This window comes from Massilia sp. TSP1-1-2, from assembly GCF_049896185.1.
GTDB lineage: Bacteria > Pseudomonadota > Gammaproteobacteria > Burkholderiales > Burkholderiaceae_D > Telluria_A.
The window spans coordinates 44,517-70,047 of sequence record NZ_JAFCTU010000003.1 but is presented as its reverse complement, the minus strand read 5'-3'; the positions used below and the strand labels follow the sequence as shown (position 1 = coordinate 70,047).

The 25,531-nt window shown below is 60.3% G+C and carries 22 protein-coding genes and 1 pseudogene; 14 read left to right on the top strand and 9 right to left on the bottom strand.

Annotated features, from left to right (window positions below; all coding sequences use genetic code 11):
• The first annotated feature begins 9 nt into the window (after positions 1-9).
• The 8 genes from secY (at position 10) to rplQ (ending at position 5,087) form a co-directional block, all read left to right on the top strand.
• On the top strand, positions 10-1,344 hold the full coding sequence (secY, locus tag ACP7BV_RS03415) for a preprotein translocase subunit SecY (RefSeq protein ID WP_426101526.1): 1,335 nt from the start codon (positions 10-12) through the stop codon (positions 1,342-1,344).
• Between the two features lie 23 nt (positions 1,345-1,367).
• Complete coding sequence (gene infA, locus ACP7BV_RS03410) at positions 1,368-1,586, top strand: translation initiation factor IF-1 (RefSeq protein WP_005663428.1); 219 nt, start codon at positions 1,368-1,370, stop codon at positions 1,584-1,586.
• A gap of 38 nt (positions 1,587-1,624) precedes the next feature.
• The gene (rpmJ, locus tag ACP7BV_RS03405; protein WP_010394471.1) at positions 1,625-1,738 is read left to right on the top strand and encodes a 50S ribosomal protein L36; all 114 of its coding nucleotides are present in this window, start codon (positions 1,625-1,627) and stop codon (positions 1,736-1,738) included.
• A gap of 27 nt (positions 1,739-1,765) precedes the next feature.
• Positions 1,766-2,131 (top strand): 30S ribosomal protein S13, encoded by a 366-nt coding sequence (gene rpsM, locus ACP7BV_RS03400; RefSeq protein WP_426101524.1) that lies wholly within the window; start codon positions 1,766-1,768, stop codon positions 2,129-2,131.
• Between the two features lie 13 nt (positions 2,132-2,144).
• Entirely contained in the window at positions 2,145-2,549 is a 405-nt protein-coding gene (gene rpsK, locus ACP7BV_RS03395; protein WP_008444339.1) for a 30S ribosomal protein S11, read from the top strand.
• A gap of 237 nt (positions 2,550-2,786) precedes the next feature.
• Positions 2,787-3,410: a 30S ribosomal protein S4 gene (gene rpsD, locus ACP7BV_RS03390; protein ID WP_426101521.1), complete on the top strand. Its 624-nt coding sequence runs from the start codon at positions 2,787-2,789 to the stop codon at positions 3,408-3,410.
• Positions 3,411-3,559: 149 nt separating this feature from the next.
• Complete coding sequence (locus ACP7BV_RS03385) at positions 3,560-4,537, top strand: DNA-directed RNA polymerase subunit alpha (protein ID WP_054265842.1); 978 nt, start codon at positions 3,560-3,562, stop codon at positions 4,535-4,537.
• Between the two features lie 154 nt (positions 4,538-4,691).
• Positions 4,692-5,087: a 50S ribosomal protein L17 gene (gene rplQ / locus ACP7BV_RS03380; protein WP_426101880.1), complete on the top strand. Its 396-nt coding sequence runs from the start codon at positions 4,692-4,694 to the stop codon at positions 5,085-5,087.
• A 586-nt stretch (positions 5,088-5,673) separates the two neighbouring features.
• Here rplQ and ACP7BV_RS03375 read toward each other — a convergent pair.
• From ACP7BV_RS03375 to ACP7BV_RS03355, 5 genes and pseudogenes are all read right to left on the bottom strand, one after another.
• Positions 5,674-6,240 (bottom strand): hypothetical protein, encoded by a 567-nt coding sequence (locus tag ACP7BV_RS03375; RefSeq protein WP_426101519.1) that lies wholly within the window; start codon positions 6,238-6,240, stop codon positions 5,674-5,676.
• An 89-nt stretch (positions 6,241-6,329) separates the two neighbouring features.
• Positions 6,330-6,944 carry a recombinase family protein gene (locus ACP7BV_RS03370; RefSeq protein WP_426101517.1) on the bottom strand — a complete coding sequence of 205 codons (615 nt, stop codon included), beginning with the start codon at positions 6,942-6,944 and terminating at the stop codon, positions 6,330-6,332.
• A 61-nt stretch (positions 6,945-7,005) separates the two neighbouring features.
• Positions 7,006-8,223, bottom strand: a pseudogene (locus tag ACP7BV_RS03365) (TniQ family protein).
• Entirely contained in the window at positions 8,220-9,128 is a 909-nt protein-coding gene (locus ACP7BV_RS03360) for a TniB family NTP-binding protein (protein WP_426101515.1), read from the bottom strand. The pseudogene ACP7BV_RS03365 and the gene ACP7BV_RS03360 overlap by 4 nt, the downstream one beginning before the upstream one ends.
• A 2-nt stretch (positions 9,129-9,130) precedes the next feature.
• Positions 9,131-10,768: a transposase gene (locus ACP7BV_RS03355; protein WP_426101513.1), complete on the bottom strand. Its 1,638-nt coding sequence runs from the start codon at positions 10,766-10,768 to the stop codon at positions 9,131-9,133.
• A gap of 242 nt (positions 10,769-11,010) precedes the next feature.
• Between ACP7BV_RS03355 and ACP7BV_RS03350 the strand changes: the two genes are divergently transcribed.
• Complete coding sequence (locus ACP7BV_RS03350; RefSeq protein ID WP_426101511.1) at positions 11,011-11,715, top strand: hypothetical protein; 705 nt, start codon at positions 11,011-11,013, stop codon at positions 11,713-11,715.
• Positions 11,716-11,817: 102 nt separating this feature from the next.
• Entirely contained in the window at positions 11,818-13,566 is a 1,749-nt protein-coding gene (gene dsbD / locus ACP7BV_RS03345) for a protein-disulfide reductase DsbD (RefSeq protein ID WP_426101509.1), read from the top strand.
• Between the two features lie 25 nt (positions 13,567-13,591).
• Here the strand turns inward: dsbD and ACP7BV_RS03340 are convergent, their stop codons facing one another.
• Together ACP7BV_RS03340 and ACP7BV_RS03335 are read right to left on the bottom strand one after the other, a co-directional pair.
• Positions 13,592-14,248, bottom strand: coding sequence for a hypothetical protein (locus tag ACP7BV_RS03340; RefSeq protein WP_426101507.1), 657 nt, complete (start codon positions 14,246-14,248; stop codon positions 13,592-13,594).
• Positions 14,249-14,422: 174 nt separating this feature from the next.
• Entirely contained in the window at positions 14,423-14,872 is a 450-nt protein-coding gene (locus tag ACP7BV_RS03335) for a Spy/CpxP family protein refolding chaperone (RefSeq protein WP_426101505.1), read from the bottom strand.
• A 172-nt stretch (positions 14,873-15,044) separates the two neighbouring features.
• Here ACP7BV_RS03335 and ACP7BV_RS03330 point away from each other — a divergent pair, with 172 nt between their 5' ends.
• From ACP7BV_RS03330 to ACP7BV_RS03315, 4 genes are read left to right on the top strand one after another with little or no spacing between them, the layout of a single operon-like run.
• Positions 15,045-15,773, top strand: a complete 729-nt coding sequence (locus ACP7BV_RS03330) for a response regulator (RefSeq protein ID WP_426101503.1) — start codon at positions 15,045-15,047, stop codon at positions 15,771-15,773.
• A complete protein-coding gene (locus tag ACP7BV_RS03325; RefSeq protein WP_426101501.1) occupies positions 15,770-17,134 on the top strand; it encodes an ATP-binding protein in 1,365 nt (454 codons plus the stop codon). The genes ACP7BV_RS03330 and ACP7BV_RS03325 overlap by 4 nt, the downstream gene beginning before the upstream one ends.
• 51 nt (positions 17,135-17,185) lie before the next feature.
• Positions 17,186-18,409: an efflux RND transporter periplasmic adaptor subunit gene (locus ACP7BV_RS03320; protein WP_426101499.1), complete on the top strand. Its 1,224-nt coding sequence runs from the start codon at positions 17,186-17,188 to the stop codon at positions 18,407-18,409.
• Positions 18,406-21,513 carry an efflux RND transporter permease subunit gene (locus ACP7BV_RS03315; protein ID WP_426101497.1) on the top strand — a complete coding sequence of 1,036 codons (3,108 nt, stop codon included), beginning with the start codon at positions 18,406-18,408 and terminating at the stop codon, positions 21,511-21,513. The genes ACP7BV_RS03320 and ACP7BV_RS03315 overlap by 4 nt, the downstream gene beginning before the upstream one ends.
• Positions 21,514-21,609: 96 nt before the next feature.
• Here the strand turns inward: ACP7BV_RS03315 and ACP7BV_RS03310 are convergent, their stop codons facing one another.
• A complete protein-coding gene (locus ACP7BV_RS03310; protein WP_426101495.1) occupies positions 21,610-22,032 on the bottom strand; it encodes a type IV pilin protein in 423 nt (140 codons plus the stop codon).
• Entirely contained in the window at positions 22,029-25,523 is a 3,495-nt protein-coding gene (locus tag ACP7BV_RS03305; RefSeq protein WP_426101493.1) for a pilus assembly protein, read from the bottom strand. The genes ACP7BV_RS03310 and ACP7BV_RS03305 overlap by 4 nt, the downstream gene beginning before the upstream one ends.
• Positions 25,524-25,531 lie beyond the last annotated feature (8 nt).

Sequence of the window (25,531 nt, the reverse complement as noted above, 5' to 3'; positions counted from 1 at the left end):
GAGCAAAAATTGGCGACTAATTCACAACTCGGTAAAAGTGCAGCTGCCGGTTTCCCTTGGGGTCGTCTCTGGTTTTTGCTTGGCGCGTTAGTCGTTTATCGTCTCGGTGCGCACGTTCCTGTCCCAGGAATCGACCCGGCACAACTGGCTAGCCTGTTCAAGCAAAACTCTGGCGGTGTCCTGGGCATGTTCAACATGTTCTCGGGCGGCGCGCTGGAACGTTTCGCGGTATTTGCACTTGGCATCACGCCTTACATCTCGGCCTCGATCATCATGCAACTGGTGTCGATCGTTTCCCCGCAGATGGAAGCGCTAAAGAAAGAAGGCGAATCCGGACGCCGCAAGATTACCCAGTACACCCGGTACTTCACGGTCGTGCTGGCGTTGTTCCAGGCTTTTGCCATTGCGGTCGCGCTCGAGTCGCAGCCGAATCTAGTGATCGAGCCTGGCATGGTGTTCCGCTTCGTTACGGTAGTGACGCTGTTGACTGGTACCATGTTCCTGATGTGGCTCGGCGAGCAGATCACGGAGCGCGGCCTCGGTAACGGTATTTCGATCATTATTTTCGCTGGTATCGCAGCGGGATTGCCGGCCGGACTGGTGCAGATGTTCTCGCTAGTATCGAACGGTTCGATGCACCCGGTGGCGCTGATCGTCATCCTGATGCTGGTGGCCTTCGTGACCTTCGCAGTGGTGTTCGTGGAACGCGGTCAGCGCAAGATTTTGGTCAACTATGCGAAGAAGCAGGTCGGCAACAAGGTATATGGCGGTCAAACCAGCCACTTGCCTTTGAAGCTGAACATGGCCGGCGTGATTCCGCCGATCTTCGCCTCGTCGATCATTATGTTTCCCGCGACGATCGTCGACTGGTTCACCAAGGGCAAGGACACCAGCGGCCCGGTGATCGGTTTCTTGAAAGACTTGGCAGCATCGATGGGGCCCGGTGAGCCCATCCATGCGCTGTTGTATGCAGTGGCAATCATCTTTTTCTGTTTCTTCTATACGGCGCTGGTGTTCAACAGCAAAGAAACAGCGGATAACTTGAAGAAAAGTGGTGCATTCGTTCCCGGGATTCGTCCAGGCGACCAGACTGCCCGCTACATCGACAAGATCCTGATGCGCTTGACACTGGCTGGTGCGGTGTACATCACCTTGGTGTGTTTGTTGCCGGAATTTTTACAGGCCAAATGGAAAGTTCCTTTCTATTTCGGCGGTACGTCCCTGTTGATTATTGTGGTTGTTACCATGGATTTCATGGCTCAAGTACAAAACTACGTCATGTCGCAGCAATATGAATCGCTGCTGCGCAAGGCGAATTTCAAGGGCGGTATTCCGACGCGATAAGCGCCCAGGAGCGGTCGAACCGAATGGCAAAAGACGACGTCATACAGATGCAAGGCGAGATTCTCGAGAATCTCCCAAATGCTACGTTTCGGGTAAAGCTGGAAAACGGTCACGTGGTGCTCGGACATATTTCGGGAAAGATGCGGATGAACTATATCCGCATCCTTCCTGGCGACAAGGTCACGGTGGAGCTCACGCCCTATGACCTGAGCCGGGCCAGGATTGTGTTCCGGACCAAGTAAATAATTTAGAAGTCGAACCAAATCGTAAAGAGGCAATTATGAAAGTTCTCGCATCAGTCAAGCGGATCTGCCGCAACTGCAAGATCATCAAGCGCAAAGGCGTTGTCCGCGTAATCTGCGTGGAACCGCGTCATAAGCAGCGTCAAGGTTAATTTAACGTTATTTATTGAGGATAACGAATGGCACGTATTGCAGGGGTTAATATCCCAAATCATCAGCACACCGTCATCGGCTTAACCGCCATCTACGGTGTTGGCCGCCCACGCGCACAAAAAATTTGCGCAACGACGGGTGTAGCGACCAATAAAAAGGTCAAGGATCTCGACGATAGCGAACTGGAAAAGCTGCGTGACGCAGTCGGAACGTTCGTTGTCGAAGGCGATCTGCGCCGTGAACTGTCCATGAACATCAAGCGGTTGATGGACTTGGGTTGCTACCGCGGCATGCGCCATCGCAAGGGTCTGCCTTGCCGTGGTCAGCGGACCCGCACCAATGCACGGACTCGCAAGGGTCCGCGCAAAGCCGCACAATCGCTTAAGAAATAACTAGGAAACGACTATGGCCAAGCAACAAAGCAGCGCCGCAGCAGCACGCGTACGCAAAAAAGTTAAAAAGAACGTCGCCGAAGGCATTGCACATGTCCACGCTTCTTTCAACAACACCATCATCACGATCACCGATCGCCAGGGCAATGCTCTGTCGTGGGCGACGTCTGGCGGTGCTGGCTTCAAGGGTTCGCGTAAATCGACCCCGTTCGCAGCGCAGGTTGCGGCTGAAGCAGCAGGCAAGGTCGCTGTCGAGTGCGGCGTGAAGAACTTGGAAGTGCGTATCAAGGGCCCCGGTCCTGGTCGTGAATCCGCAGTTCGCGCTTTGAACAACCTGGGTATCAAGATCACTGAAATCCAGGACGTGACGCCAGTGCCGCACAACGGCTGCCGTCCACCGAAGCGTCGTCGTATCTAAGACATACGATAAGAATTACCCGACGCCGGATTCGTCTGGCCGTCGTTAGCGAAATAAAGATTGCCGGAGCAGCCCCCGCAAGGGTATACTGCCCGGCTGTTCATGCATGCCATGTTTTTACATGCGCTGCTGGAACGCTATCTTTACTCTTGTAAGCCACCGTCTGCTTGAAAGCGAAGTGGACTAGCGCCTGCCACACCATGCGGTGTTGCCGGGGCGTCATACAAAGGAATTATTGTGGCACGTTATATCGGACCTAAAGCAAAACTGTCCCGCCGTGAAGGTACGGACCTGTTTCTCAAGAGCGCACGCCGCTCCCTCGATTCGAAATGCAAACTGGACGTCAAGCCAGGCCAGCACGGTGTCAAATCCGGTGCGCGTACCTCGGACTACGGCAACCAGCTGCGCGAAAAGCAAAAAGTCAAGCGCATGTACGGCATCTTGGAGCGTCAGTTCCGCCGTTACTTCGCCGAAGCCAACCGTCGCAAGGGCAACACCGGCGAAGCGCTGCTGCGTTTGCTGGAGGCGCGTCTGGACAACGTTTGCTACCGTATGGGCTTTGGCTCGACCCGCGCCGAAGCGCGCCAGCTGGTCAGCCACAAGGCATTCACGGTCAACGGCAACGTTGTGAACATCGCTTCGTACGCAGTGCGTACCGGTGACGTCATTGCAGTTCGTGAGAAGTCGAAGAAACAAGTACGTATCGCCGAAGCGCTGTCGCTGGCGGAACAGATTGGCATGCCTAGCTGGGTGTCGGTTGACTCGAAGAAAATGGAAGGCACCTTCCGTAGCTTCCCAGAGCGCAACGAAATCGCTAACGATGTCAATGAATCGCTGATCGTCGAGCTGTACTCGCGTTAAGAACGCCTGACCGCCTTCCTTGTTCACGCAGGGAGGGCGGTTTTGCCGTTGATATCGTTTCCCGCCCGCTTCTTCTTGACGCGGGCGTTTTCACTAATGCCATCAGCCTTATCGGTGTAATGAGCCGAGGGTATTGAAAAGGACATTTCATGCAAAACAGTTTGTTGAAGCCACGTATTATCGATGTTGAAGCCCTGGGCGCCGGTCACGCAAAAGTCGTGATGGAGCCATTCGAGCGTGGCTATGGCCACACATTGGGTAATGCGTTGCGCCGTGTTCTGCTGTCGTCGATGGTTGGCTACGCGCCTACCGAAGTGACGATCGCCGGCGTGGTCCATGAATATTCGTCGCTCGACGGCGTGCAGGAAGACGTCGTTGACTTGCTGTTGAACCTGAAGGGCGTTGTGTTCAAAGTGCACAACCGCGATTCGGTCACGCTGACCCTGAAAAAGGAAGGCGAAGGCGCGATTTTGGCTTCCGACATCGACTTGCCGCATGACGTCGAACTGATCAACCCGGACCATGTGATCGCTCACCTGACCGCCGGTGGCAAGCTGGACATGCAGATCAAGGTTGAAAAAGGCCGTGGCTACGTTCCAGGCAATGTGCGCCGCCTGTCGGAAGACACCAACAAGACGATCGGCCGCATCATTCTGGACGCGTCGTTTTCGCCGGTGCGCCGGGTCTCGTATTTCGTTGAATCGGCTCGCGTCGAACAGCGTACCGACCTCGACAAGCTGGTCATCAACATTGAAACCAACGGCGTGATCACGCCGGAAGAAGCGATCCGCCAGTCGGCCCGCGTTCTGGTGGACCAGTTGAATGTGTTCGCTGCACTGGAAGGCACGGAAGCTGCCGCCGAAGCGCCATCGCGCGCGCCGCTGGTCGATCCGATCCTGCTGCGTCCAGTCGACGATCTGGAACTGACCGTGCGTTCGGCCAACTGCCTGAAAGCAGAAAACATTTACTACATTGGCGACCTGATCCAGCGTTCGGAAAACGAATTGCTCAAGACGCCAAACCTGGGCCGCAAGTCCCTGAACGAAATCAAGGAAGTGCTCGCCTCGCGCGGCTTGACCTTGGGCATGAAACTCGAGAACTGGCCGCCTGCAGGTCTCGAAAAGTAAGCAACGCGCAAGCGTTGCGTGTCCTCGCGAACGCGGGGAACCAAGTTTTACCCCATCCGGGGCGGGTGCTCCGGATGTCTAACCAAGCTATCAACCGGCCCGCACTCAGTGAGTGATCGAAGAGCTGGATTTAAACAACTCGAAAGGAATTACCATGCGTCACCGTCACGGCCTTCGCAAGCTGAATCGTACCTCGTCCCACCGCCTGGCTATGCTGCGCAACATGACCGTTTCCCTGCTGCGTCATGAAGCCATCAAGACCACCGTCCCAAAAGCGAAGGAACTGCGCCGCGTTATCGAGCCGATCCTGACCATGGGCAAGACCGACACCCTGGCCAACAAGCGCCTGGCATTCGCCCGCCTGCGCGACCGCGAAATGGTGTTGAAGCTGTTCGCTGAACTCGGCCCACGTTACGCAAACCGCAATGGCGGCTACCTGCGTATCCTGAAAATGGGTTTCCGCGTCGGCGACAATGCGCCAATGTGCTACGTTGAATTGATGGATCGTCCGGACGTCACCAACGTTGAAGATGCTCCAACGGCTGAGTAATTAGTCCGTGATACGAAGAAAAAGCCAGGCGATGCCTGGTTTTTTTTCGTCCCTTGTGAGCCAGGTTGCGAAATTCGTGTCATTTTCAGAAGGCGACTGCTCGAATGTCTGGAGTCGGTTGCACCAACTGAAACATGCTTAGCCCGTACCCGCATGATGGACTGGCGTGTCGTGTAAAGTCACGGGCTACCTTGGCGATGGACTCCCCCGCCGCGAGACGGGCGATTGCTTCGATTTGCTGTACTATCGTTAGCGCTGGCGGCCGGCTCAAAGTCTTTCCTTCGGCACGCGCGCATGCGATACCCGTGGGTGCGCTCTATTAACAAAGCACGCTTGGAACTCAGCAACCGCGCTCAGCAGCTAAATGCCTGTTCAGGAATGTCTCGGACGTGAGACAAGCGTACAGCACACGTGTCGCTACGCCGTGTCGAGAGAGCAGCGCTTAGCGACTCGGGCTGCGAGGGCGTGGAAGAGATCAAAGAGAACCGTTGAGTTAAAGTTAACCGCGAATAAATCTACAAACCTTAATAGTCAACGGTTCCATAGTGCATCGTGCATCTACTATAATACGTTCTCTTTGCGACAATTAAATTTCACGCGTCGCGTTAACCACAATTGCTGCATCCCGTAATTTCTTAAACGATGCATACATTAAATCGTAAGTTTTATTATACCAATTATCAAAATCCTGCCGGCGATTTGAAGCGAGTGAATCGCGTTTTGCTTTTCGCGCGGTCTGATCAGTTGTGAAATGCTCAAAATCATTCAACAGCTTGTTCAGTATAGTGTACCCACGGGCGTATAAATCCGGAACTCCGGACATGATATTGTCTAGAGAATCTCTCGTATCCTGACAAAACTGGGAATAGCGGTATGAGTTCGCAGCATGCCCTATTGGAGCACTCCGGAATTCCTGGTTGTCCCTTGCAGTTTTGCACTCCACATAAATATTTCTTAATTCCAAGATGGTAGCCGCTGCGGCGGTACGTCTTTCGATAGCCCCGTTTGGATTGATTCTCCGATCAAGTTTTGGAAACGACTCTTCTAATAGGTCAGGAATTGCGTTAAAAATGTGTTCCCCTTGAGCACTCATTCTTTTAAACTCCCAGTAAATGGTGAATGGACGTACGCCGAGCAATCTAAGGTAAAGCATGTTAGTGCAGCAGTGCATTTTTTAAAGAAATAGCGGCCTAGGTTGACTTGGGCCGTATTTTTAGCAACCAAGCCAATCATAACCAATAATTATGGCTTGTTAATAATCTTTTCGCCGTCTGGCCGCAATTCTCCATTGGGTGAGACATGCCGGTACAGAGTCTGCCGCGTGACGCCAAGTTCTTTACAAAGCCCAGTCACGTTGGTTTCTGGTTTGCCCATGGAAGCCATCGCTAGGCGAAGCTTAGCAGGCGTCATCTTGAACGGCCGCCCGCCGCTACGCCCTCTAGCGCGCGCAGATGCCAACCCGGCGACAGTGCGCTCGGAAATTAGCTCGCGCTCGAACTCAGCCAAGGCGGCAAATATACCGAAAACTAGTTTGCCAGCGGCGTTTGTAGTATCGATTGCTGCGCCGTGGCCGTTTAACACCTTCAGTCCCACCCCGCGCGCCGTCAGGTCATGCACTGTATTGATCAAATGACGCAAATCCCGGCCTAACCGGTCCAACTTCCAAACCGCCAGGGTATCACCTTGGCGCAGCGCTTTGAGACAGGCGGCCAAGCCGGGACGATCTTCCCGTTTGCCTGATGCCTGATCTTCATAGAGATGCTTCGGGTCGACACCGGCCAACTCCAGCGCATCTCGCTGCAAGTGCGTCGTTTGCGAACCATCGGCCTTCGAGACCCGCATGTATCCAATTAACATGATTTCGTCTGTCACTTATACGGTCGATTGTGTGACAGTCCGTCCTGTCACTTGCCAATCATCAAAAACTGTCACTTAACCCGTTACTTAATGTATGACATGTAAAGGGTTCCGCTGGCTCATAATGTAACAGAAATTCGGCTGGAATTTGCTCTTTAGCAAATATCGCCCTAAGTTGCTCCAAAGAAGCAGGGTCGTTCCGACCGTACGACGCCAACCGGAATAGCGAACGTGCCGTTTCGGGATTGTGTCGAGCATCAAGAACGGCCTCTTCAATTGCTTCGGCCGCCTTTCGCCAGTAGTTGACGGGTTCTTCCGATCCCACGTGTACCGGCAGACCGTTTGTGAATTCTCTCTGCGGCTCTTGCACGAACAAGCCAGCGAACTCTCCGGCTGCATTCAAAATCTGCGATTCGATCAACCCGGTGGCTGTAGCCGCCGCCTCCAGCATTTGCAACTGCACCGAGTCCGCTAAAATCTCAAAGGCCTGCCATTGGCTCTGTCCGGCACGGAGCGGGTGGCCGCATCGCTCCCATACGTAACGGATAGCTTCACCGTATGATCCGCACAGCGATATCGGCGTGTTCAGCTCGTCCAACAAAGTGCGCAGCAGCCGAAACCAAAGTCCGGCATGGACCCGGCGGCGCGGTAGCTCGACGTATCCTGTTGTGAGTGCCTGCCAGGTGCGCCGGTCCATCGCCGAAATCGGCGCACTGGCCGGCCGCTGCCCACATGAAGCGTCATCCCAGCCCATGAACGTCCCAGTCCCTCCCCAATAGGGCTCCAGCCATCAACAATGCGTCGGGCAGCTCAATAGCAACGGCAATTGCCATATGAGTGGCAGCGCATGTTCCGCCGAGTCGCGAATGCAGGGCGGGCACGCCCGACGCAGCGGCTGCATCGGCAGCCAGGCGCGCCAGCTCATGATCGACCGCGTTTTTCGACGCCCCTTCGGCAGCAGAACTGATAGCTGAAAAACATAGGTTTCCAGGGCGGACGGAACCGAGTTGTCAAGACTGTCCAGCAGCCACGGCGTCCAGCCGGCGAAACTCATGCAGCGCAGACGGTCTTGCTCGATGCCGCTGCGCTGAGCCAGGGCTATCAACAGCGGTATCGGCGGCGCAGTGTCGAGGTCGTCGATCTGGCCGTGGCCAAGATCATGCTCCAGCAGCTCGCGCATGTCCATCTGGTAGCAGTCGGCGACACGATGAAGCCAGGACGACAATGCCTCGCCTTCCTTGGGGGCCGGATGTAGCGGCCAGCGTTGCGCCTGGCTCACATCAACTCCCGCTCGAACTGCCGGCGCCGCTCGCTGGGGCCAACGTAATCGGTCATGCTAAGCGTGCGGTGGTTGATGGCTTCCTCTCCGCTTTCCGCAGCGGCGACGGCCGCCGCTATCAGCAGATGTGCCAGTTCGCCGATGGTGCCCTCGCTGCGGGTTAGCAGATAGCGGGCCATATCCGGCGTGGCGATGGGCGAGCTTCGCCGCAACGGGAACGACGCGGCGAAGCTCGCCAGCAACGAATAGCAGTCATCGTTGGCCTCCCACAATGGAAGCATGACGGGCTCGAATCGGTTTTCCAGTTGATCGTCCGACCGGATGGCAAGGTACGCCTCGCGCGTGCCAACCCCGACCAGCGGAATGCGCAGCTCGTTGCCAAGAAAGCGCAGCAGATTGAGGAATTCCCGCCGGCTCACGCTGTTACCGGCAAGGACGTTGTGCAGCTCGTCGATCACCAGCATGCGCACACCGACGCGGCGCAGCAACGACAACGCCAATTGCTCCATCTCAGGCAGCCGCTGGCGCGGGCGCAGCGGCGCGCCCATGGCGGCGAGCAAGGCCATATAGAAGCGCGTGACCGATGGCTCCGATGGCATCTGCACGCACAGAACCGGGATGTGTTCCTGATCGTCGGTGGATGTGGCGGGGTGGGTACGGCAGAATTTCTCGATGATCATCGACTTGCCGTTGTTGGTCGGGCCGACCAGCAAGAGGTTGGGCATGCGCTGTTTGCTCGGCCACGCAAACAGGGTTTCCAGCCGGTTCAGCGCATCGACCGCGCGCGGATAGCCAATCCAGCGGTCGGCACGGATGCGCTGAATACGCTCGGCAGCCGGCAGACGGGCCAGCCCCTGTGCTCCCGGCAGCAGGTGGGATAGGTCGATGGCAGGAAATTCGTCCATGGCTACCATTCCTCGATCTGGCCAAATGGCATAGCAGCCGGTTGGCCTTCGGTTTGGGCATCAGGTACGTCAGTCACCGGCGGCGCAAGCTTGCCCGATGGCGATTGCGTTTTGAGATGCTGCCGCCGTTCCTGATCGCGCCGCGCCTTGCGCGTAGTGTGCTGAGCAGTATCCACGATGTCGCGCATTTGCCGGATCATGCGGAACAGCGCGGCCTCATCCACCTGTTCACGCCCGAGCTGCCGTAAGCTGGCCAGCGCCTGGCGTTGCTCCCACAACGTGATGGCGGGATGGGACAAGGTACGGTAGGGAATTTCCAGATAATGCTGCTCTTCCGGCTCCAGAATCCATATTCGGCTGATATCACGCGGGTCGCGCCGGATCAGGAATGCCGGCAAGCTTCCGCGCCGGGCGATCCATGGTTTGAGCGCGTCGGCATAGTAGTGGATGTGGTCGATGACAAAGCCCGTCCGGGTCAGTGCGCGTCGGATCACCGGCAGGAAATCGACAAGGAAAGCGGTTGCGTGCGTGACGATGGCCGGCGTGCCGGAACGGGCCACGGCATCGGCCCATAGCGCCGCCGGCGGCTGGAGCAGAGTTCCGTGCACAGAGCCGTGATAGGCACCGATTGCCAGGGTGAGCCAGCGTTCCAATTCGCGCAGCGTCAACGCCGCCATGCCGTCCGAATCGTACTTGCCGCGTTGGTTCGGGTTGGAAAACCTCGTGCCCGGCAATTCGTGGATCATCTGCATTGCGGTGCCGATGATTCGCTCCACGACGCCCCCAAAGTGCGGCAGGCCCGGCGGTCGATAACTCAACTGAATGCCGTGCTGTTCGCAGCCACGGCGCAGCGCCTCGCTCTTGAACTCGGCAGCATTATCCAGATAGAGCAGCTTGGGCTTGCCGCTCATCGGCCAATTCATTTCCACATCCAGACGTTCCAAGCTCGGGCGTTTGTCGCAGGCAGCGTGGGCCAGGCAAAGGCCGGCCGAGACGGCGGACGGGGCTTCCAGCGTGACCACCATACCGGGCACGCAGCGCGTGAATACGTCGATGGCGATTGTCAGGTAAGGGCGTCCAATGGGCTGCCGGTCACGCTCGTCCACGATAATCAGATCGATGACTGTATGGTCGATTTGAACTTGTTCAAGTGGCGCAGTGACTTCTGGAGGCAGGCCGCCGACGCCTTGCAAATCACGGGCATCATCCTGGCCACCCCGGCTGCGCACCACTTTTCGCGGGTCCAGGCTGGCGACGCGCAAAGCTACAGTGTTGCGTGCCGGCACCCGCAGCTTCTGTGCCTTGCACGCCTGTATTATTTCACGATACAGCGCCGCCAGGCTGCGCTTCTGCCGGGTCAGAAACCGCTTTTGCAACAGGTCGCGGATGATGAGCTCGACCGGCTCCGATAAGCGCCCCTTCCCTTTACCGCCGCTGGACTGACCTCGCGCAAAGTCCGTGACCAAGCCGGAGCCCTGGCGTGCGCGCCGGATCAAGACGTATACCTGCCTCCGGGACAAGCCCAACGAGTACGCGGCGTCATCGGCGGCCTGATGTCCGACAAAATCAAGTGCCGCGAGCGGCCCTACGACATCCATTCGTTGTCGCGCCTGCTCCCAGGCAGCATCCGGCAGTGTCAAGACCCCTTGCTCGGCTATGCGCTGTATTTCTGTTGCCACGCCCGCACCTCACTTCTGTGCATAGGAGTATTCAGCATAGTCGATGATGGTGAAGGCGGCTACTGACAAAAGTAAGTCAGGAATCGTATGCACAGTCGCCGTCTGGGTCAACAAAATGGTGCAGTCGCCTTCTGAAAATGACAATTCGCAATATCAGTGTCAGGTATTTTGGTCGCCCCAACTCTTCGATCCGGAAACCATGTATGCATTTTGAAGTCCCGAAAGCTTCGTCATTGAAAGAATTTGGCGGCGAATATCTGATGATCGTCATCAGTATCCTGACCGCGCTGGCGCTCGAACACGGCGCCCAGACACTGCATCATCGGACGGTCGCGCATGAAGCAAGCGAGAAGATCGATGCGGAGATCCGGGCCAACATTGAACAGATCAAGGCATTCCGCGTGTATAACCAACAGCAGGAGGACAAACTGGCGCTGATCCGCGAAGCTTTGCTGGCCGACATTCATGCCAAGAAAAGCGATGAGGAATTGAAAAAGCGCCTGCTTGGCGACTACCGGGGTGCCTTTGCGCTGAGCATTCGCACGCCCACCCTGCGGCGCGAGGCCTGGGACGTGGCGGTCGCCAACCAGGCCGTGAGCTGGATGCAGGCCGACGCGCTGAAGCGCTATTCCGTTGCATACGCATCCATGCGCGACATACAGTCGATTTCCATCACCGGCGGCAATAGCTTTCTGGATGGTCCGCGCATGATGGATGCGCTCAGCAATGCCCAGATGGGCGTGGTCGATGCGCACGAAACGTATCGTTTGCTCAATCAGATCATCTCTTCCTACCAGACCATCAATGGCAACCTGGCAACGCTGCAGAAGGAACTGGACGATACGGCCCCCGCCGATGGGTTGCGCGCCGCGCAATCCGGCCACGGCGCCGGGCAGGCCGGCAAGTAGGCAGACGCCCGTTATACCCGGTCAAGTCAAGAAAACCCAGCCTGCACCGACGCGAACGCTTCCTCCGGTGTACTATTCCGCTTGGTTTCGCGAAAGGAAGTCATGTACCGTTCTACCCTCAAGGCTGCGCTCGCGTGGCTGCTGCTGGCCTGCTCGCTGCTGCTGGCGGCCGCGCCGACGCTCGCGGCCGACGACTATCTCGATCCGGAAGCGGCCTTCAAGTTTTCGGCGCGCATGCTCGACCCGCAGACCGTGGCCGTCACCTACGACATCGCCGACGGCTACTATATGTACCGCGAACGCCTCAAGTTTACCGCCACCGGCGCCACGCTGGGCGAGCCGCGCATTCCGCACGGCAAGGTAAAGTACGACGAAACGTTCATGAAGAACGTCGAAACCTACCGCAAGAGCGTCACGATTACCATTCCCGTGCGCGCCAACGGCATGTTCACGCTGATGGCCAGCTCGCAAGGCTGCGCCGACGCCGGCCTGTGCTACGCGCCGCAAGACGCCAGCGCGCGTCTGGTAGGCGCCTTGCCTGGCGCCGGCCAGGCATTGGCGCCGGCCGATGGCGTCAGTGCCCCCGCCGCGCCGTCCGAACTGACCGGCATCGCGTCAGTGCTCGGTGGCGGCAAGCTGCTCGTGATCGTCCCGGCCTTTATCCTGCTCGGCCTGGGCCTGGCATTCACGCCCTGCGTGCTGCCGATGGTGCCGATCCTCGCGTCGATCATCGTGGGCGAGGGCGCGCAGGTCAAGCGCGCGCGCGGCTTTACGCTCGCGCTCACCTATTCGCTGGGCATGGCGATCGTCTACACGGCCCTCGGCGTGGCCGCCGGCCTGGTTGGCGAAGGCCTGGCCGCGGCGCTGCAAAATCCGTGGGTGCTGGGCGCCTTTGCGCTCCTGATCGTCGGCATGTCGCTGTCGATGTTCGGCCACTACCAGCTGCAGCTGCCGCTGGCTTGGCAAAACCGGCTGGTCAACGCGTCGTCGCGCCAGTCCGGCGGCAAGCTGGCGGGCGTGTTCATCATGGGCGCAATTTCTGCCCTGATCGTGGGGCCTTGCGTGGCCGCGCCCCTGGCCGGCGCCCTGGTTTACATCAGCCAGACGCGCGACGTCGTCATCGGCGGCGCCGCGCTGTTTGCGATGGCGGTGGGAATGAGCATTCCGCTGCTGCTGGTCGGCCTGTCGGCCGGCTCCCTGCTGCCGCGCGCGGGCGCCTGGATGGACGGCGTAAAAAAACTGTTCGGCGTGCTGATGCTGGCGATGGCGGTGTGGATGGTGGCGCCCGTGCTGCCGCCGGTGCTGCCGATGGTGGCCTGGAGCGTGCTGTTTCTCGCCTACGGCTTTCACTTGCTGCGCGGCCGGGGCCACTGGGTGCGCATGACGCTCGGCGCGCTGTTCGCGCTGCTGGGCGCGCTGGAACTGACGGGCGTCGCCACCGGCGGGCGCGACGCCTTGGCGCCGCTCGCGCACATCACCGGCAAGCACAAGGCAAGCCTGGCCTTCAAGCGCATCAAGACCGTGGCGCAGCTCGACGCCGCGCTCGCTGCCACGGGCGGCAAGACCGTGATGCTCGATTTTTACGCCGACTGGTGCGTATCGTGCAAGGAAATGGAAAAGCTGACCTTTACCGATCCGAACGTCCAGGCACGGTTGGCCAATACGCTGCTGCTTCAGGTCGACGTGACGGCCAACGATGCCGACGACAAGGCGATGCTCAAGCGCTTCGGCCTGTTCGGGCCGCCGGGGATCATCCTGTTCGACGCGCAGGGCGCCGAAATTGCCGACAGCCGCGTGGTCGGCTACCAGGACGCGCAAAAGTTCACGACGTCGCTGCTGAAATTGAACTAGGGGAATGGCTTGTTAGGAAAGGCTTTCAGGACAGGGCTTTTTCAGCCTGCTCGATGCCCAGCAATTGATCGAGGCGGCCCGACAGGCTCAATGCCATTTCGCGGCCCTTGGCCTTGAGCACCGCTTCCAGGTAGACGTCGCGCAGTTGACGGAAGTCGTCGATTCCCGCGCATCGTTCCACTTTCAATTGCAGCATCATGCCGCGCAGCCCGAGCGTGCTCTTGATGGTCTGGGTATAAAACTCGTTCAAGGCGACATGGCGCTCGGCAGTGGACATTCCCTCGGGCCCTGCGCCAGCCGCACTGCCGCCAGGCGAGTCGCCGGCAGCCGCATGTACTACATCCTCATGGCTGTGCGAGCGTCCCGACGCCTCGCGCCGCGCCGCCTCGCGCCGCGCCGCCATGCGCGCGCGCGCCGACGGCCCGTGGTCCTTGGCGTGTTCCGCCTCCGCTACCGTCTCGGGCGCACCGGCGTCGACTAGGACGATGTACTCGTCCTTGAGCAATTCGTTGATATGATCGAGCGCCAATCCCAGCGGCCCGAAGTTTTTCATCAGCACTTCCAGCGGACGATGTCCGTCGACCATGAGCAGCACGGAACGCAGCTTGGCGGGGATATGGTATTTGCGCGTGGCGATTTCCTCGCGGCCCTTGTCGGTTTTGTCGTAGATGTGCTTGTCCATACTATTCCCAATGATTACAAGATCTTGCCGCTAAGATAAATTAAGCATACACCTAGCGTAAATCACCGGTCCAGTTCTATCGGTACGTACATTGCATTTAGTTACAATGTCTATACAATCAGCCAATGCAAAAAGGCGCCGAAGCGCCTTCCTGCCGGTTGCCGCAGCAGGGTATCAACCGTGCATGCCATGCCCGCCGTGGCGGCGGTGATGCATGCTGTTCGCGTCGAACAGCGCCTTTTGCTCCGCCGTCAGCACGCCGTAGAACGCGGTGGTGGCGGCCAGGCGCGTTTCCATCGTCGCCAGGTGCTGCTTGGCCATCTCGACGCCTTTTCCCATGCGTTCGGGCGCGGGCATGCTCTTCCATGCACCGCGTTCGCCCCGTTCCTTGCCTGCGGCCGGCTTGACCGCCGCCGCGTAAGTGGTCCAGGCGCCGGCCTGGGCCGGCGTCAGCTTCAGCGCGTCATGCAGCTTCTGTTCGCGCGCGGCGGCGTGCTCGCCCCATTTGGCCTGCCTTTGTTCGTGTTTCGTGGTCGGGGCGTCGCTAGCCTGGACCGCCAGCGTGGTGCCGCCCAGTCCGAATACCGTCATGCCGATGAGGATGCTTTTGCGCAGGGTGTTCATATAGATCCTTTGTGTGAAATGTGCGAGGTGCAACTTCATGCTGCGCCGCAGATGTAAGCGCGGCATGTCGCCAGCCGACGAGTTTGTATCGATTTGTTTCGGTCCCTTTGGTATATACACAACGATACAAAGTCGCTATTCACGGCGCCGGTAAGTGGACATAATTGCGAGCATGGATAATCCTTCTACCATTCTGATCGTCGACGACGACCGCGACATCCGTTCGCTGCTGGCCGACTATCTCGAAGCGAACGGCTACCGGGCGCTGAGCGCGGCCGACGGCACCGGCATGTGGAAGGTGCTCGACGAGGCCAGGCCCGAGCTGATCGTGCTCGATTTGAACTTGCCCGGCGACGACGGCCTGACGCTGTGCCGCAAGCTGCGCGCCACGTCTTCGCTGCCGGTCATCATGCTCACCGCCCGCAACGAGCCGCTGGACCGCATCCTGGGCCTGGAAATGGGCGCCGACGATTACCTGCCCAAGCCGTTCGAGCCGCGCGAGCTGCTCGCGCGCATCAGGAGCGTGCTGCGCCGCAGCCATGCAATGCCATCGAACACCCCGCTCGATCACGCCCAGCGAATGCGCTTTTCAGGCTGGACGCTGGACTTGACGGCGCGCCACCTGCTCAATCCCGAAGGCATCGTCATCATGCTGTCGGGCGCGGAATTTCGCCTGTTGCGCGTGTTCCTCGAGCACCCCAACCGCGTGCTCAACCGCGACCAGCTGCTCAACCTCACGCAGGGGCGCGACGCCGATCCGTTCGACCGCTCGGTCGACATCCAGATCAGCCGCTTGCGCCAAAAGCTGGGCGAAGACGCGCGCCTGCCGCAAATTATCAAGACCGTGCGCAACGGCGGCTACGTGCTGGCCGGCCAGGTCACCGTGGAGCCGCCGGCGTGAAGGCTTTTCTGGGTTCGATGACCGGGCGCGTGTTCCTGACCCTGTTTTTTGGCACCGTCGTTTCCGCCATTCTGGCCGAGGTGCTGGTCGAAGAGCAGCAGTACCGCTGGTTCCAGGACTACCGCGACAACGCCGCGCTCGAGCGTTCCGAACAGCTGATCTACTCGGCCGAAATCGTGCCTTCGTCGGCGCGCGCCGCCTACCTGCTCTCGGCAAACCGGCCCGGCATCCGGCTCGAGGAACCCGACGCGCCGGCCAGGCTGGCGCGCGCGCCCTCCAAGTTCACCGCGGCGCTGGCCGCGCGCATCGGCGCGCACTACCAGCTGCAGACGCTGGCCGAGCGGCCCGCCGCCTGCAACGTGCCGCGTTTGCAGTACAGCCTGTTCTGGCCCACCGAACGGATCTGGCCGGGGGTGTGCGAGAGCATCAATGTGCGCATGCGCGACGGCGAAATACTGCGCCTGCTGATCCTGCCGCCGGCCTCCTCGCTCGAAGGCGAGCAGTCGGACTATCGCATTGTGTTCGCCGTATTCCTGGTCAGCGTCACCGCGCTCGCCTACCTGGTTGCGCGCATGACTACGCGCCCCCTCAAGCAGCTGGCGCAGGCGGCCAAGGACCTGGGCAACGACATCAACCATCCGCCGCTCGCGCTGGCCGGCGCGAGCGAAATCCGGCAGGCCAGCGCCGCCTTCAACGCCATGCAGGCGCGCATTCGCCAGCACATTTTCCAGCGCACGCAAATGCTGGCGGCCATCACGCACGACCTGCAAACACCGCTCACGCGGATGCGCTTGCGGCTGGAGAAAGTGGGCGACAACGAATTGCAGCAGCGCCTCGTTGACGACCTGTCGGCGATGCAGGCAATGGTGCGCGAAGGGCTGGACCTGGCGCGCTCGATGGACACCACTGAAACGATGCAGCCGCTCGACCTCGATTCGCTGCTGGGCAGCGTGTGCTGCGACGCCACCGATGCCGGCCAGCAGGTCGAAGTCATCGGCAGCGCCAACCGCGCGCTGATGGGCCGGCCGATGGCCTTGCGGCGCTGCCTGGTCAACCTGATCGACAACGCCGTCAAGTACGGCAAGAAGGCGGTGGTCACGGTCGACAGTGCCGGCGGCGCAGCGCGCATCCGGATTCGCGACAACGGACCCGGCATCGCCCCGATCGAGCAAGCGCGCGTGTTCGAGCCGTTCTACCGGGTCGAGTTGTCGCGTTCGCGCGAGTCGGGCGGCACCGGCCTGGGGCTGACCATCGCGCGCAACATCGCCGAGCAGCACGGCGGCTCCATCAGCCTGTGCAACCATCCCGACGGCGGCCTTGAAGTCACACTGGTACTGCCCGAGTACTACACCAGAAAATAAATTCCACTTACCAGAGAGTTCAGCGCCGCCGCCAGAGCGGCCATCACACCCATGAAAAACAACAAGACCGCCATCGTCCTCGTCCTTGCCGCCGCCTTAGCCGCCGGCGCCGCCTGGCACTTCACCCGCGCCGACGCGCCGCCCGCCACTGCGGCCGGCGGGGAGAGGGGTGAAAAAGGTGGCAAGGGCGGCCAGATGCCGACGGTCGTCAATGTCGTCACCCCGGTCAAGCGCGACGTACCGGTGGTGCTGCAGGCCAGCGGCAGCGTCACGCCGGTCAGCAGCGTCGACCTGCATCCGCAAACCACCAGCACCATCCGCACCGTGCATATCAAGGAAGGCCAGTTCGTCAAGGCCGGTACATTAATGTTTTCGCTGGATGATCGCGCCGACCGCGCCAACGTCGACAAGGCGCAAGCCGGCATTGCGCGCGAGCGCGCCGCGCTGGCCGACCTCGAGCGCCAGTACAAGCGCAGCGAAGAACTGTACCAGCAAAAGTTCATCGCCAGCAGCGCGCTCGACACTCTGCGCAGCCAGGTCGAAGCGGCGCGTGCCGGCATCGGTGCGGGCGCGGCCACGCTGCAGGCCGAACGCGTGGCCGCCAGCTACAGCGCCATCCGCGCGCCGATGGCAGGCCGGGTCGGCGCCATCAATGTATTCCCGGGCAGCCTGGTGCAGCCGGCCACGTCGCTGACCACCGTCACCCAGCTCGATCCGGTCGACGTCGCCTTTACGCTGCCCGAGTCGGCGCTGGCCGACCTGCTGGCCGCGCAGCGTGCAGGCGCCGTGGCAGTCGAGGCGAACACCGGCGGCGCCGCTCCCGTGGTCGGCAAGCTCTCCTTCATCGACAACACGGTCGACCCGAAGGCCGGCACCATCCGCGTCAAGGCACGCTTCGACAACCGCGACACGCTGCTGTGGCCCGGCCAGTACGCCAACGCGCAGGTGACTGTGCGCATCCTCAAGGACGCGATCGTGATTCCCCAGGCCGCCATCATCACGAGCACGCGCGGCACCTCGGTGTACGTGGTCGACGCCGACGACAAGGCGCAAGCGGTGCCGGTCACGCGCGTGCACAGCTTTGGCCTGGAGGCGGTCGTCACGGGCCTGGCCGGCGGGGAGAAGGTCATCACCGAAGGCAAGCAGAATTTGCGCCCGGGCGGCAAGGTACGCCTGGCCAGCGCCAGCGCCAGCGCTGGCGGCGAAGGCAAGGGCCAAGACAAGGGCAAAGACAAGAGCCAAGGCCGGCGCGCCGCCAAGGCGGAGCCGAAATGAATCTGTCAGAACTGTGTATCCGCCGTCCCGTGATGGTGATCCTGCTCTCGCTCAGCCTGGTGCTGGTGGGGGTGCTGGCCTACCTGCGCATTCCGGTCGCGGCGCTGCCAAGCTATAACACGCCGGTCATCAATGTGTCGGCCAACCTGTCCGGCGCCAGTCCCGAAACCATGGCTTCGTCGGTCGCGCTGCCGCTTGAAAAGCAGTTTTCGACCATTTCCGGCATCAGCCTGATCACCTCCACCAGCACCCAGGGCTCGACTTCGCTCACGCTCGAATTTGATCCCAGCATCGACGTCAACGTGGCCGCCATCGATGTCCAGGCAGCGCTGCTGGGCGCGCAGCGCCAGCTGCCGCAAGAGATGACGGAGTTGCCGTCCTATCGCAAGGTCAACCCGGCCGACGCGCCGGTGCTGTTCATGGCCATGACGTCGCCGTCGATGAATTTGTCGGAACTGAACGACTACGCGGAAAACCTGATCGCGCCCAGCCTGTCGACGCTGCCCGGTGTGGCGCAAGTGTCCGTGAATGGCCAGAAGCGCTTTGCGGTGCGGGTGCGCGCCAAGGCGGACCTGATGCAGGCGCGCGACCTGTCGATGGACGAACTGGCCCTCGCGCTGCGGGCGGCCAACTCGAACGCGCCATTGGGCGTGATCGACGGCCCCAGCCAGACCATGACGATCCAGGGCAATCCCCAGTTGATGAACGCGGCCGCGTTTTCGGAACTGATCGTGGCCACCCGCAACGGCGAGCCGGTGCGCCTGCGCGACGTGGCCGTGGTCGAAGACAGCTACCAGTCGGTCAAGACGGCCGGCAGCTACAACGGCGAGCGCGCGATCGTATTGCTGGTGCAGCGCCAGCCCAATGCCAACACGGTGCAGGTGGTCGATGCGGTGCGCAAGCTGCTGCCGCGCTTCCAGGCCCAGGTGCCGGCCTCGATCAAGATCAATCTGGTCAACGACCGCTCGGTGTCGATCCGCGAAGCGATCCACGACGTCAACCTGACGCTGGCGCTGACCGTGGCGCTGGTGGTGCTGGTGATCTTTTTGTTCCTGCACCGCGCCGCCGCCACCTTCATTCCCGCGGTGACGATGCCGATCTCGCTGCTGGGCGCCTTGTCGCTGCTGTACGCTTTTGGCTACAGCCTGGACAACGTTTCGCTGCTGGGCATCACGCTGGCCGTCGGGCTGGTGGTGGACGACGCCATCGTGGTGCTGGAAAATATCGTGCGCCATATCGAGATGGGCAAAAAGCCGGTGGATGCGGCGCTGGTCGGTTCGCGCGAAATGGGTTTTACCATCGTCTCGATTTCCATTTCGCTGGTGGCCGTGTTCATTCCGATCTTTTTCATGCCGGGCGTGATCGGTTTGCTGTTCCATGAATTTGCCGTCATCGTCGGCCTGGCCGTAATTGTCTCGGCGCTGGTGTCGCTCACGCTGGTGCCGATGCTGGCCAGCCGACTGCTGCCGCCGCACGTGGAAACGGGGGAGGGCGAAAAGAGCTTCATCGGGCGCCACTTCGAAGCCGGTTTCGAGCGCGTGCGGGGCGGCTACACGCGCACGCTCGACTGGGCGCTGCTGCACCGCTTCGTGGTGCTGATGGTGTTGCTGGCCACGCTGGTGGCAACCGTCTGGCTGTTCATGACGATTCCGAAAGGCTTCTTCCCCGAGGAAGACCTGGGCCAGATGCGCATGACGGTGGAAGCGGCCGAAGACACCTCGACCGAGGCCATGTTCGCGCTGCAGCAGAAAGTGGTGGAAGTGGTGCGCGCCGACCGCGATGTGCAGGATGTGACGTCGTTTTCGGGCGGCGGCAACAGCGGGCGCGGCTTCATTGCGCTCAAGCCGCGCACCGAACGCGACAAGATGCCGGTCGTGGTCGACCGCCTGCGCAAGTCGACCCGCCAGATCGCCGGCGTGTCGGTGTTTTTGTCGCCGATCCAGAACCTGCAGCTGGGCGGACGGCCCAGCAAGAGCCGCTACCAGTACACGCTGCAAAGCGTGAGCTCGGACGCGCTGGGCGAATGGGCCAACAAATACCTCGAGCAGCTGCGCGCCGATCCGGATTTCCGCGACGTCACCAGCGACTCGCAAAACCGCGGCCTGCAAGCGACCTTGCGCATCGACCGCGACAAGGCCAATGCGATGGGCGTGCAACTGGCCGACGTGCGCAGCGCGCTGTACGCCGCCTTTGGCGAGCGCCAGGTCTCGACCATTTATTCGGCCGCAGCCAGCTACAACGTGATCCTGGAAGCGGCCCCCGCCGACCGCCAGTCGGAAGACGCGCTGGCGCGCGTGTCGGTGCGCAGCAAGGCCGGCCAGCTGGTGCAGCTGGGCAGTTTTGCCAGCGTCGAGCGCACCGTCGGGCCGACCTCGGTGAACCACCAGGGGCAATTGCAAGCCATCACGCTCTCGTTCAACCTGGCGCCGGACGTGCCGCTGGGCGCGGCCACGGCCAAGATCGACAAGATGGGCGTGCAGATGAAGCTGCCGGCCTCCGTGATCACCAAGTACGGTGGCGACGCCGCAGTGTTCCAGGATTCGCAATCCTCGCAGGTGATTCTGATTGTCGCTGCCCTGGGCGTGATCTATGTGCTGCTCGGCGTGCTGTACGAAAGCTTCATCCATCCGCTGACGATCCTGGCCGGGCTGCCGTCGGCGGCGGTGGGCGCCTTGCTGACGCTGCGCCTGTTCGGCCTGGACCTGACGATGATCGCCATTATCGGCATCCTGATGCTGATCGGGATCGTCAAGAAAAACGCTATCATGATGATCGATTTTGCGCTGCACGCGCAGCGCAACGAGGGCCTGGCGCCGCATGAGGCGATCCGCCAGGCCTGCATTCTGCGGTTTCGGCCCATCATGATGACCACGCTGGCCGCGCTGATGGGCGCGCTGCCGATCGCGCTGGGTCTGGGCGCCGGCGCGGAACTGCGTCAGCCGCTGGGCCTGGCCGTGGTGGGCGGCCTGTTGTTTTCGCAAGTCATTACGCTGTATATCACGCCCGTGATGTACCTGTACCTGGACAAGTACAGCGGCAGCGGACCGATGGATGACGCGCGTCTGGCGGGGACAACGGCGCCTGGAGCGCTGCGGGACAATTGAAGGGGAAGAAGATGGGTCTTGAAGGGCGGCTTGCACCGGCTGCGCGCATCATCACGCGCAGCCGGAGCCTTCCAAACCTGATTGCTGCAACACAAATTACTGCTTCCAGCACTCGCTGATCGAGCCTTTAGTTCCGGTGATGTCCCTTCTCCCAAGATCGGTGTACGTGAAGTCGCCGCACACATCCTTGGTCTGGTTGCCATACGGCGCAGCCTTCAATTCAAACTTGGACGCATCGCCCGCCGTCACGCTGAGATCGTAAAAGCGCTTTGACGCGTTGTCGATCGGCATTGGATCGGCAGAATACCCCAGCTTTTTCATGTCGGTGGTGTAGGTATTATTGATCGTGTAGTAGCGCGCCTGCCGGGACGCCAGGTCCAGGATGGCCGTAACCGCGCCGGCCCGATGCGACTTGAGCACGTAAGCGGTGTAACTCGGTATCGCAATGGCCGACAGGATCCCGATAATGGCAACGACGATCATTAATTCTATGAGCGTAAAGCCCCGTACTTTGTTCATCGCAGTTGCTCCACTGATACACGTTTAACGCTGAGCCCGCCTTGCGGGTTGAAAGGGTCCACGGTGGGTTCGCCATCAATGGTTTGATTGACCGTGTAGCGCTTGCTGCCAACGGTAACAATATAGGGCGTGCCGACCGCTTTTTTCTTGATCCCGACAATTGACTTATGTCCAGTCGCCACGGTCAGGCTGCCATTTTCATCGGTGAACAAATTGTCCTTTGCGCCGCCGCCCGCGTCCATCCTGAACGCCATGGTCCAGCCCGACGGCAAAACGGGTGTACATTGACCCGGCGTACTGACCGGAGGAATGGTCGTGTTCAACACCAGTACACCATCCGTGAAAACCGGATTGTAGATGAGCTGTTCTTCCGTGTCCGGAAGATCGAAACGCCACCCATACTGCGTATTGCCGGTTGCACAGGAAGAACTGCCGAACCAGCAAACCTTGGCGATGGCAAGCTCACGCCTGGTCGTCGAGCTGGAGCTGGCCAATATATTGCTGTAGAGATCGCTGCCGGTGAAGCTGCGGAAGGGCGCGGCAGTTGGCTTGGTCAGCGAGGCAAAATCACTGTTCGAAGCAGGAATGACAACCTTGCCCACGGCGGTCGTCGTGCCCGAGTTCCATGCATCCATATCCCAGTCCCACAGGCCGTAGATGGTTTGGACGCCTTTCGCATACGTAGGCGCTGTGGTATCGGTGAAGGGCGTCACGCGTCCCGTGCCCAAGCCCAACACCACACGGCGGGTGCCGCCCGTTAGCACTGCTGCGACCGCGATCTTGGTGGTGATGGGCTGCGCCGTGCTGCCGTCCATGGCCGCAAATAGCGGCGTTGGCGCGGTTCGACCGTAAGTGGAGACGGCCCAGTCGGCAGTGTCTTTACTGGTGACATCGATGCGCCACACATTGCCCAACAAGTCGCCTGCATACAGGTAGTCGACAACACGGTCCCCGTCCAGATCGCCCGAAGCAACGTTGGTGATGCCATTTGGCGTCGTGACGTCGCCTTTGCCTGTACTGATCCACTGAAACGTGACCGCCCCGCTCGATTTGTCGATCAAACCGATGTAAATGCCGCCGAGATACTTGGCATTGCCGATGCCGTTGCCAAAAATGACTGCCCATTGGCCATTGTGCATGCGGCGCAGCAGTGGCGTGCCATAGGTGTTGCCGAGATTGTCGAGCGTCGTGTCGTTCCAGGAACCCTTGACGATATTGGCAGCGTTCGCCTCCGAAAACCCGACGGAACCTACGCCGGCTCCTGCCGTGGGATTGGTCACGTCCAGCGCGTAGATTTCCTTTCCGCCCGGTCCAAGACCGCCAACAATCCAGGTATGCCAAGCGTTGCCATAGTACACGTCGCCGGTGCCCGGGGCGGCATCGACATAGTAGTTGTGTCCATAGGTAGGGCTCGTCAGTTCGACGACTTTCGCATCGGCCAGGACGCTCGCTGGCATGTAGGCAAGCAGCTCGGCGCCGTCGTTGTTGGTGCCAACGTAAGCGCCTTTGTCGTCATTGCTGCCGGCGCGCGCGCCATGCAGAAAACCATCATTACTGCCGGCATAAACGACGTGCGTGCGCTGTGCCATGGTCTTGGCGAAGTCCGTGTAGGACGATTCGGAGCCCGCGCCGTACAGCGCGTCCTTGATGCCGGTACCGTAGGCCAGTGATGGTGGTCCCACCCAGGTCGGGCTCGAATCGACAATGTCGCCAAGAACGCCGCCCCGGGCGCGCAGGGGACCGGCCGTAGGTGTCGCAGTCTGCTCCTTGCCGCGGTCGCCGCGCAGCCAATTGAGGCGAGCCTGGTCCAATCCATCCGTCGATTTCAAGATGGCTTGCTGCGCAGGGGACAGCTTTGACAAATCGAGCGGGACGCCGGAGGTGCCATTGTAGGTAATCAGGGTACGGTTGGCCGGCGCCTGGATCCCAATGTCGTGATCCGGCACGCCGTTGGTCGAACCCATGGAGGAGCAAAGGCCGCCCGTCAGCTTGCAGTTCAGATCCCAGTTGTAGTCGCTTGATATGACAACGCTGCCGTCCGCATTGACCTTCAGGTCGGCCGATACCAGCGAACCGGTCCAGTTGTTCGGATTGAAGGCGGCGAGGTAGACCTGGGTTCCGGTACGCACTTGTCCGGCCTGCACGGTGTTGGCACCGGCGCTGCTGGTGGACTCGGTCGGTTCAGCCACGAAGCATGAAATCTCATGGACGTTGGTGGAGCCGCCCGTCGCCGCGGCAAAGCCGAAGCGGAACGTCGCCGGCAAGATGCCGTTGTCCTTGGTGATCGGGTGGTTCGACAGCACCGACTTGTACTTGCCGCCATTGTAGCTGTACATGAAATTGAGATTGCCGGCCGGCGTGATCATGAGCCGATAGGTAATCGGCGTGGCCTTGGTTCTTACCTTGGCAGTGACATTCGAGATCAGGTTATTGTCCGGCAGTACCCAATACCCGTCCTTGATCGCAGGGTAATCCATCACTGTATCAGTGGTGGGTGCGACCTTGGTAACGATTGACGAACCGGTGACATTACCTCTCTTGTCGTAGGTGTAGACGGTCGTTTTAACCACTTTGTGGAGAAATCCACTGGCGCAAGTTCGCTTCACCATGTCCACGCGCATGGCGTCATCGGCATCGGCCGTGTAGTACAGCGGGTAAGCTTTACTCAGCGCAGCCCAACTGATATTGCCGGCGCCACGCAAGCCGATCCGGTTGCCCTGAAAGTATAGCCCGCTGCCATAACTGTTGTAACCATTCGGGCTGGTGGGCAAAGAAGCGACATTGATCCCGCTCGCGGTATTGTCGCCGCTGTTGAGAAAATTGCCGAATTCATCCATGCCCAGCCCAAGATAGGCGCCCTCCAGGCCGTCGCCGTTACCGTTGCTGTTCGAGCAGCTGTAACCCAGGCTGCCGCCCCACGCACCAATATTCGGCGCTACGGCACCATCCATGAGAAAGAAGGAGATGCCGTCGGCGCCTTGAAAACCCCGGTTGGGCGAGGTTGCCGTGCTGCCGCCGTAGGTATGGGTGGTAAAGGTGACTTGCAATCCCTTTTTCGTAGGAAAAGTGTCCTTCCATACAATGGCGCCATTCTGACCGGTGAGGGCTGGAGTCAGGCGCAGCGCGCCGGAACCCACGGCATCGGCGGCGGTGCCCAGATTGCAGCCGGGGATGGTACTGGTGGGATCGGGTTTTCCGGCGGCTGGGACAGCCCCGCTCAGGCTGTTGTTGGTGGGGGTGCCGGCCGTCAGGCATGCGCCCGGCGTGCCTTTCACGGCCCAGTTATTGGTGATGGTCGCCTTGGTGAAATCCTCGGCCAGCGTCTGCCCACTAGCGCTTCCGGAAAGCATTGCCATCGTTGCCGGGGCAACTATCCATATGTTCTTTAACATTGTGTATCCTTCCGTTGAGTGCCGAATGTTCCAGCGACTGCACTGCGCCCGATTTTTCCAAGAGCGCATCGGTCTGCGCCAAAACGTTTTACTGGTCACGGCAGCGC

Excerpts from the sequence above, each read along its gene's own strand:
- infA (WP_005663428.1), top strand. The coding sequence starts at position 1,368 with ATGGCAAAAGACGACGTCATACAGATGCAAGGCGAGATTCTCGAGAAT.
- rpmJ (WP_010394471.1), top strand. The coding sequence starts at position 1,625 with ATGAAAGTTCTCGCATCAGTCAAGCGGATCTGCCGCAACTGCAAGATC.
- rpsM (WP_426101524.1), top strand. The coding sequence starts at position 1,766 with ATGGCACGTATTGCAGGGGTTAATATCCCAAATCATCAGCACACCGTC.
- rpsK (WP_008444339.1), top strand. The coding sequence starts at position 2,145 with ATGGCCAAGCAACAAAGCAGCGCCGCAGCAGCACGCGTACGCAAAAAA.
- ACP7BV_RS03385 (WP_054265842.1), top strand. The coding sequence starts at position 3,560 with ATGCAAAACAGTTTGTTGAAGCCACGTATTATCGATGTTGAAGCCCTG.
- rplQ (WP_426101880.1), top strand. The coding sequence starts at position 4,692 with ATGCGTCACCGTCACGGCCTTCGCAAGCTGAATCGTACCTCGTCCCAC.
- ACP7BV_RS03375 (WP_426101519.1), bottom strand. The coding sequence starts at position 6,240 with ATGCTTTACCTTAGATTGCTCGGCGTACGTCCATTCACCATTTACTGG.
- ACP7BV_RS03370 (WP_426101517.1), bottom strand. The coding sequence starts at position 6,944 with ATGTTAATTGGATACATGCGGGTCTCGAAGGCCGATGGTTCGCAAACG.
- ACP7BV_RS03360 (WP_426101515.1), bottom strand. The coding sequence starts at position 9,128 with ATGGACGAATTTCCTGCCATCGACCTATCCCACCTGCTGCCGGGAGCA.
- ACP7BV_RS03350 (WP_426101511.1), top strand. The coding sequence starts at position 11,011 with ATGCATTTTGAAGTCCCGAAAGCTTCGTCATTGAAAGAATTTGGCGGC.
- dsbD (WP_426101509.1), top strand. The coding sequence starts at position 11,818 with ATGTACCGTTCTACCCTCAAGGCTGCGCTCGCGTGGCTGCTGCTGGCC.
- ACP7BV_RS03340 (WP_426101507.1), bottom strand. The coding sequence starts at position 14,248 with ATGGACAAGCACATCTACGACAAAACCGACAAGGGCCGCGAGGAAATC.
- ACP7BV_RS03335 (WP_426101505.1), bottom strand. The coding sequence starts at position 14,872 with ATGAACACCCTGCGCAAAAGCATCCTCATCGGCATGACGGTATTCGGA.
- ACP7BV_RS03330 (WP_426101503.1), top strand. The coding sequence starts at position 15,045 with ATGGATAATCCTTCTACCATTCTGATCGTCGACGACGACCGCGACATC.
- ACP7BV_RS03320 (WP_426101499.1), top strand. The coding sequence starts at position 17,186 with ATGAAAAACAACAAGACCGCCATCGTCCTCGTCCTTGCCGCCGCCTTA.
- ACP7BV_RS03315 (WP_426101497.1), top strand. The coding sequence starts at position 18,406 with ATGAATCTGTCAGAACTGTGTATCCGCCGTCCCGTGATGGTGATCCTG.
- ACP7BV_RS03310 (WP_426101495.1), bottom strand. The coding sequence starts at position 22,032 with ATGAACAAAGTACGGGGCTTTACGCTCATAGAATTAATGATCGTCGTT.